Source organism: Mycobacterium sp., assembly GCF_035633495.1.
In the GTDB taxonomy this organism is placed as follows: Bacteria; Actinomycetota; Actinomycetes; order Mycobacteriales; family Mycobacteriaceae; genus Mycobacterium.
In genome coordinates this window covers 1-6,199 of the sequence record NZ_DASQEU010000093.1, presented here as the reverse complement: position 1 = coordinate 6,199, position 6,199 = coordinate 1, and the positions used below count along the sequence as shown (strand labels likewise).

The 6,199-nt window shown below is 66.7% G+C and carries 5 protein-coding genes and 1 pseudogene; 2 read left to right on the top strand and 4 right to left on the bottom strand.

Going from position 1 to position 6,199, the window contains the following annotated elements; genetic code table 11:
* Window positions 1-155: 155 nt before the first annotated feature.
* Window positions 156-788: a TetR family transcriptional regulator gene (locus VET27_RS14135; protein WP_526519104.1), complete on the bottom strand. Its 633-nt coding sequence runs from the start codon at window positions 786-788 to the stop codon at window positions 156-158.
* 72 nt (window positions 789-860) lie between these two features.
* Here VET27_RS14135 and VET27_RS14130 point away from each other — a divergent pair, with 72 nt between their 5' ends.
* A complete protein-coding gene (locus VET27_RS14130) occupies window positions 861-1,682 on the top strand; it encodes a lysophospholipid acyltransferase family protein (protein ID WP_526519102.1) in 822 nt (273 codons plus the stop codon).
* 8 nt (window positions 1,683-1,690) lie between these two features.
* Here the strand turns inward: VET27_RS14130 and VET27_RS14125 are convergent, their stop codons facing one another.
* Both VET27_RS14125 and VET27_RS14120 read right to left on the bottom strand, forming a co-directional pair.
* Window positions 1,691-3,253 carry a long-chain-fatty-acid--CoA ligase gene (locus VET27_RS14125; RefSeq protein WP_526519100.1) on the bottom strand — a complete coding sequence of 521 codons (1,563 nt, stop codon included), beginning with the start codon at window positions 3,251-3,253 and terminating at the stop codon, window positions 1,691-1,693.
* A 30-nt stretch (window positions 3,254-3,283) separates the two neighbouring features.
* Window positions 3,284-4,891, bottom strand: coding sequence for an amidohydrolase (locus VET27_RS14120; protein WP_526519098.1), 1,608 nt, complete (start codon window positions 4,889-4,891; stop codon window positions 3,284-3,286).
* Between the two features lie 139 nt (window positions 4,892-5,030).
* On the opposite strand from VET27_RS14120, the gene VET27_RS14115 reads away from it, so the two are divergent.
* A complete protein-coding gene (locus VET27_RS14115; RefSeq protein ID WP_526519096.1) occupies window positions 5,031-5,459 on the top strand; it encodes a YciI family protein in 429 nt (142 codons plus the stop codon).
* A 51-nt stretch (window positions 5,460-5,510) separates the two neighbouring features.
* Here VET27_RS14115 and VET27_RS14110 read toward each other — a convergent pair.
* Window positions 5,511-6,199 (bottom strand): annotated as a pseudogene (locus VET27_RS14110) (hypothetical protein); the annotation flags it as partial.

Sequence of the window (6,199 nt, the reverse complement as noted above, 5' to 3'; positions counted from 1 at the left end):
GGCAGCTTCCTCTACCCCGACCCCGAAGGCGAACAGACCGCACTCGTCGACGCCGCCCACGCCGCCGAACACCGCGCCCAGATCGCACTCAAGGAACGGCAAGGCACCAACGGCAACGGGTCCAACGGCTCGAACGGGTCGTCGAATGGCCACGCCTAGCGGCGCTTTGGCCCGCGCGAGCTTGGACTGAACAGCTTGCTCATCAACGCCGCGGCATGGTCGATGTGCGCAACGGGATCATCCTCCGAGCCCGTCGTCGTGCTCGCGGCCCATCGGTCGAAGCCGGTACGAAGGACGGTCAGCGCGAGCGCCGCGATCAAGTTGGCGACCTCGTCGTCGTCCGGGCTACCGAGTCGATCGGCGACCAGACCGGCGACGCGACGTTGAAAACCCTCCAACTGGCCCAGCATCGCTGCGAGTACACCGGGATGGGCCTGCGACACGGCGAGGACGTCGTGGAGTTCGTCGCGACTGGGCGGATCACTGCCGAGATTGGCCGTGAGCAGGCCGACCAGTTCGCCCAAGAGTTCCGGATACGGCACCGTTGGACCCGTGCAGAACGCAGTGACGTCGGACTCCGCCAGGTCGAACGGGCCGTGCACGACGGCGGCCTCCTTGGTCGGGAAGTAGTTGAAGAACGTGCGCGGTGCGATGCCGGCCTCCTTGCTGATCGCCTCCACGGTCACGGCGTCGAAGCCGCGTTCGCGAGCTAACCGCAGCGCCACGAGGTGCACGTCGCGTGCCGTGTCGCGGCGTCTGCGCGCTCGTAGGTCTTCCGGCGGTGCCACCGGCTTATCGTACACACCGCGCATTGGATGCAGTATGTGCAATTACTGCAGCGTGTGCACTATACTTTGATCATGAGGCTCATCCCGGTGTCGACCCTTCAGCGGTGGATCGAGAACGTCGCAGACCGCGTCGACCCGGTCGTGTCGGCGTTCGAGCCCTACGTCGATGGGCTGGAGAACCTGCCGCCCGATGGCCGCTTCCTTCTGGTCGGCAATCACACCCAGGCCGGGACCGAAGCCCTCCTGATTCCCTACCTGGTGCGTCGCCAGATCGGCATCCGGCTCCGGCCGCTGGCCGATCGCAGGTTCGGCAACTTCAAGGGCCTGGCGGCGGACGTGTTCGCGGCTCTCGGTGCGGTGGTGGGAACACCCGACGCCGCACGTGAACTCATGCGATCCGACGAGCCCATCCTGGTGTTCCCCGGCGGGGGTCGTGAGATCAACAAGGCCAGCGATCAGCTGTACTCCCTGATGTGGAAGGGCCGCAACGGTTTTGCCCGGCTGGCCATCGAGAACGACTACCTCATCGTCCCGGTCGCGTTGGTCGGCGGCGACGACGTCTACCACGTGTTGACCAGTAGCGACGGACGTTGGGCTCGCATGACGAAGCCGCTCGCCACGCGCATGACCGGTGACTCGGACATGGCGATGCCGTTGATGCGCGGCATCGGACCCACCCTGGTTCCACGTCCGCAGCGCATGTACCTGCGCTTCGGAACGCCGATCGACACCTCACGACCGAAGCGAGCGGTCGCCGAGAAGTGGGCCACGACGGTACGCGAACGGGTGAAGACCGCACTCGAGGCCGACCTCGCCGCGCTGTTGCAGATCCGCTCGACCGATCCCTACCGGCAGCTCGCACCGTGGGCGAGGAGCGCGGCAGTATCGCCCTAGGAGGACCCCTAGACCTTGCGGCCGGCCGCCTCCCAATGCGGTTGGCGCAGATCCTTCTTCAGAATCTTGCCGGTGGGATTGCGGGGCAACTCCTTGACGACGTCGACGGTCTTGGGGCACTTGTAGGCAGCCAGCCGCTCGCGGGCGAACGCGATGATCTCCTTCTCCGTCGCCTCACCCTCGAGCGCGACGACGGCCTTCACCGACTCACCCCACTTCTCGTCCGGCACACCGATGACGGCGACCTCGGCGACCGCGGGATGTTCGGCGATCACCCGCTCGACCTCGATCGAGTAGATGTTCTCCCCGCCCGAGATGATCATGTCCTTCAGCCGGTCCTCGACGAAGATGTAGCCGTCCTGGTCGACCCTGCCGATGTCACCGGTGCGGAACCACCCGTCCTCGGTGATCGCCTCTGCCGTCGCGTCCGGCCGGTTCAGATAGCCCTTCATCAATTGCTTTGAGCGGAACCACAATTCGCCTTGACTGCCAGCAGGCATCTCTTCCAACGTGTCCGGGTCGACGACCTTGACCTCGGCGTTGGGCACCAGCGTGCCCGCACTGGACAGCCGCTCCACGTTGTCGGAGCGATGGTCCTCCGGCATCAGGTGGCTGATCACACCGCACAGCTCGGTGAGCCCGTAGGCCTGGATGAAGTCGGTGTTCGGCCAGGCCTCCAGCGCGGCGCGCAACAGCGGCAGCGGCATCGGGGACGCGCCATAGGAGTACGTCTTTAGGGCGCCGAACAACTTCACCGCGTCCTCGCCGGACTCCAGCACCTTCGCCAGCACGGCGGGCACCAGGAACGTCCGGTTGGCACCCTGCAGGATCGCGCCGACCAGCGCCGCACCGTCGACGTCGCGCGTCACCACGCTCGGGATGCCGGTGTGGACGCCGAGCTGGGCATACGACGTGCCGCCGACGTGGAACAACGGCATCGACACCATGTTCTTGTCGCCCTCGTCGAACTCGAAGCCCTCTTGGCCGTTGACGGTGTGCGCGATGAGGTTGGCTTGCGTCAACGCCACGCCCTTCGGGCGGCCGGTGGTGCCCGACGAGTACATGATGATCGTGACGTCCTCCGGATCGACGTCGGGCGAGCGGTCGACCGGCGTCGCCGCCGCGAGCAACGCCTCGTACTCGTCGCCCTCCTTGCCCTCGGGACCGACCTCGATGACCTTCTCCAGCTTCGGCAGCTTGTCGCGGATCTTGTCGATCGACGGTTTCAGCTCGGCCCCCACGATCAGCACCTTGGCGCCGGAATCGTTGAGCACGTAGTCCATCTCGTCGGCGGCGAGCCGGAAGTTGATGATGGCGTTGGCCGCTCCGAGCGACGCCGCGGCGAACGTCATCTCCAGGCAGGCGGGGTGGTTCTTGTCGAGGAACGCCACCACGTCACCACGCTTGACGCCGAGATCCTTCAGAGCCCCCGCCAGCCGCCGCACCCGGTCGTCCCACTCGGACCACGTCCAGGTTCGACCGAGATAGGTCATGGCCTCTTCGTCGGGCTTGGTGTGCCCCCAGTGCGCGAGGCGTTCGTCGAGGAAGCGAGGTTCAGGCAGGTCAGACATGGAACGAGCGTGCCATGCCGATCGCGGCCGTCAGCCGGAATCGACATAAACGCGACGACCCGCAAGGTAGGTCGCGCGTACCTCGAGGTCCGCGATGTCTTCCGCCGGCACCGACCGGGGATCTGCCGACAGCACTACCAGGTCGGCGTACTTGCCCACTTCAAGTGAGCCGATGACGTCGTCGGCGAACAGTTGCCACGCCGCGTCCAGCGTCTGCGCCCGGATGGCCTGGTCGACCGTCAGTCGTTGCTCCGGCCCCAGCACTCGACCGCTCGGCGCGACGCGGGTGGCCGCGACGCTGATGTTACGCAGCGGCTCCTCGGGAGTCACGGGCGGATCGTTGTGCAGCGAGATCCGCATCCCGGTGGCGACGGCCGAGCCGGCGGGCATCCACCGCGATCCGTGCTCAGGCCCGAACAGGCCGTCGACCAGGACGTCGCCCCAGTAGTGAATCTGGTCGACGAAGATGCTGCACGTGACGCCGAGGTCGTGCGCACGCTGTAGCTGCGCGTCTGAGATGGCGCCGACGTGTTCGAGCCGCAACCGGTGGTCGTCGCGCGGGTTGGCTTGCAGCGCTTGCTCATACACGTCCAGGATGGTGTCCACTCCGGCGTCGCCCTGCACGTGGCAGGCCATCTGCCATCCGAGCGGGAAGTAGGCGGCGACGATCTCGGTCAGCTGCTCGCGGGTGTAGTTGGCGTGCCCACACGATCCGGGCGTCACTCCGATGGTTCGGGTGGCGTCGGTGTCCAGATACGGGAAGGACAGGTCGACGTTGCCGATCCAGGGCGACCCGTCGACCCATATCTTGATGCCGACCTGGCGGACCATGTCGTCGCCGTTGACCGGCACCTCGGCAGTGGACATGGCGGCGGTGGACATCTCGTAGGTCCGCAGCCGCACCGTCAGATCGCCCCGCAATGCGTCCAACGCCGGCCGGAACATCGGGTCGAACGCCATCTCCGAGCACGTGGTCAGGCCGGCCCGGTTCAGTCGCGCACACTCGGCGAGCAGCATTGCCGGATAGCCCTTCGGATCGATCGCGCCGCCGATGAGGGGCAACACCGCACCCGTCTCCTCGGCGGTCCCATCGAGTTCGCCCGAAGCGTCGCGGCCGTACTTCGCACCCTTCGGGTCGGGGGTGTCGCGGTTCAGCCCGAGATGCCGGGCGGCCGCTGAGTTGAAGTACGCCTTGTGGCCAGAGTTGTGGACGATCACCAGCGGAGTGCCGGGAGCCGTGCCGTCGAGCCATTCCAGCGTCGGCTCGGGCAGCCCGACCTGAAGCAGGGGATCCCAGCCGTTGAGGTACGCCCCCGAGCCACCCCGCGCGGCGACCTCCCGCCGGATGGCCGAGAGGACGTCGTCCGCGCTGCGCATCGTGACGGGGCGGATGTCGATGATGCGATCGGCCAGCACGATCGCCTCCATCAACGGATGCCCGTGCGCCTCGACCAGTCCGGGCATGACGCAACCATCACCGAGCTCGACGACCTCGGTGTCTGGTCCGACCAAGCCCTTGACGTCGGCCCGATCACCGACCGCGACGACACGCCCGTCGGCGACCGCGAGTGCGCCCGCCATGGGACAGGCGTCGTCGACGGTCAGCACGGTCCCGAAGAATGCCAGGTCAGCGGCCATCGGGTCATCCTTGCAGGAGGCCCGCGAGAATTCGCTTAATTCCTTCTTCCCGTCTTGTCGATTTCCAGGGGGTGTCGTTCGACGTAGTTGCGAGGGCACGATGGACGCGCCCCTTCCCCGAGATGAAGGAGACAACGAAATGCGGTACATGCTGATCATGCGGTCCACCCCGGAAGCCGAGAAGTTCGTCGAGGAGAACGTCGACTTCAGCGAGATCATCGCGGCGATGGGTGCCTACAACGAGGAGCTGATCAAGGCGGGCGTGCTGCTCGCCGGCGAGGGCCTGACCGGACCCGAAGAGGGTTTCGTCGTCGACTTCAGCAGCGACCCGCCGGTGGTCACCGACGGCCCGTACGCGGAGGCGAAGGAGTTGTTCAACGGCTTCTGGATCCTCGACGTGTCATCGGTCGACGAGGCCAAGCAGTGGGCACGAAAGTGCCCACTGGGTCCCGGCGTCAAGCTCGAGGTGCGCCGCGTGTCGGAGACCGAGGAGTTCGATCAGGACAACGAGTGGATCCAGAAGGAACTCAAGTGGCGCGAGGAGAACGATCCCCGCTACGCGAAGTAGCGCGCCACGCGGTCCCCGGCGGTGCCCTCTGCCGCCGGGGACCTCGCTTCCTTAGAAGAACTCGCTGGTGTTCGTAGTGGTGCCGTTGTCGCACTTGACCGTGACGTTCCAGTTCTGGAACTTCGGGATGGCCGGGACGATCACCAGGTCGTACGTCGAGTTGGCAGGCAGGAAGAAGCTCCGCTGGTAGAAGTCCGACGTGTACGTGCACTGCGAGTTCACGCCGCTGCGGTCGGTGACGTGGGCCGTCAGACCGCCGATCCTCGGATCCCACGAGACCCCTGGTCCCTGCTTCGGTGCGGGCGGCGGAGGCGGGGGCGGCGGCGCGGGTTGGCTCGTTTGCCTGCGTGACGACGCTGCCGCGTTGTCCGTGGCGGCCTGATCGCGGACCGCAGGGACGACGCACACCTGGTCACCACCCCACGCGTCACGCCAGACGAAGCCCTGCTTGCAGGTGTTCGGGCCGTAGGGGCCACCGTTGGGCTCCTTGTTCGAAGCGGCCGCGGCATTCTGCGCCGCCGTCTGGCTGCGGACGTCGGGGGTGACGCAGACGTGGTCGCCGGCACGCCCGTCCCGCCAGACGAACCCCTGGATGCAGGTGTCGGGGCCATACGGCAGCGGGTCGGCCGACGCGGGTGGCGTGGCCGCGATGGATCCCAAGGCCCCCAGTGCCGCGGCCGACAGCGAGGCCAGTGTGCTGGCTCTCGCGAGTTGAAGATTCATGGTCCGTTCCTCCTTTT

Excerpts from the sequence above, each read along its gene's own strand:
- VET27_RS14115 (WP_526519096.1), top strand. The coding sequence starts at position 5,031 with ATGCGGTACATGCTGATCATGCGGTCCACCCCGGAAGCCGAGAAGTTC.
- VET27_RS14130 (WP_526519102.1), top strand. The coding sequence starts at position 861 with ATGAGGCTCATCCCGGTGTCGACCCTTCAGCGGTGGATCGAGAACGTC.
- VET27_RS14125 (WP_526519100.1), bottom strand. The coding sequence starts at position 3,253 with ATGTCTGACCTGCCTGAACCTCGCTTCCTCGACGAACGCCTCGCGCAC.
- VET27_RS14120 (WP_526519098.1), bottom strand. The coding sequence starts at position 4,891 with ATGGCCGCTGACCTGGCATTCTTCGGGACCGTGCTGACCGTCGACGAC.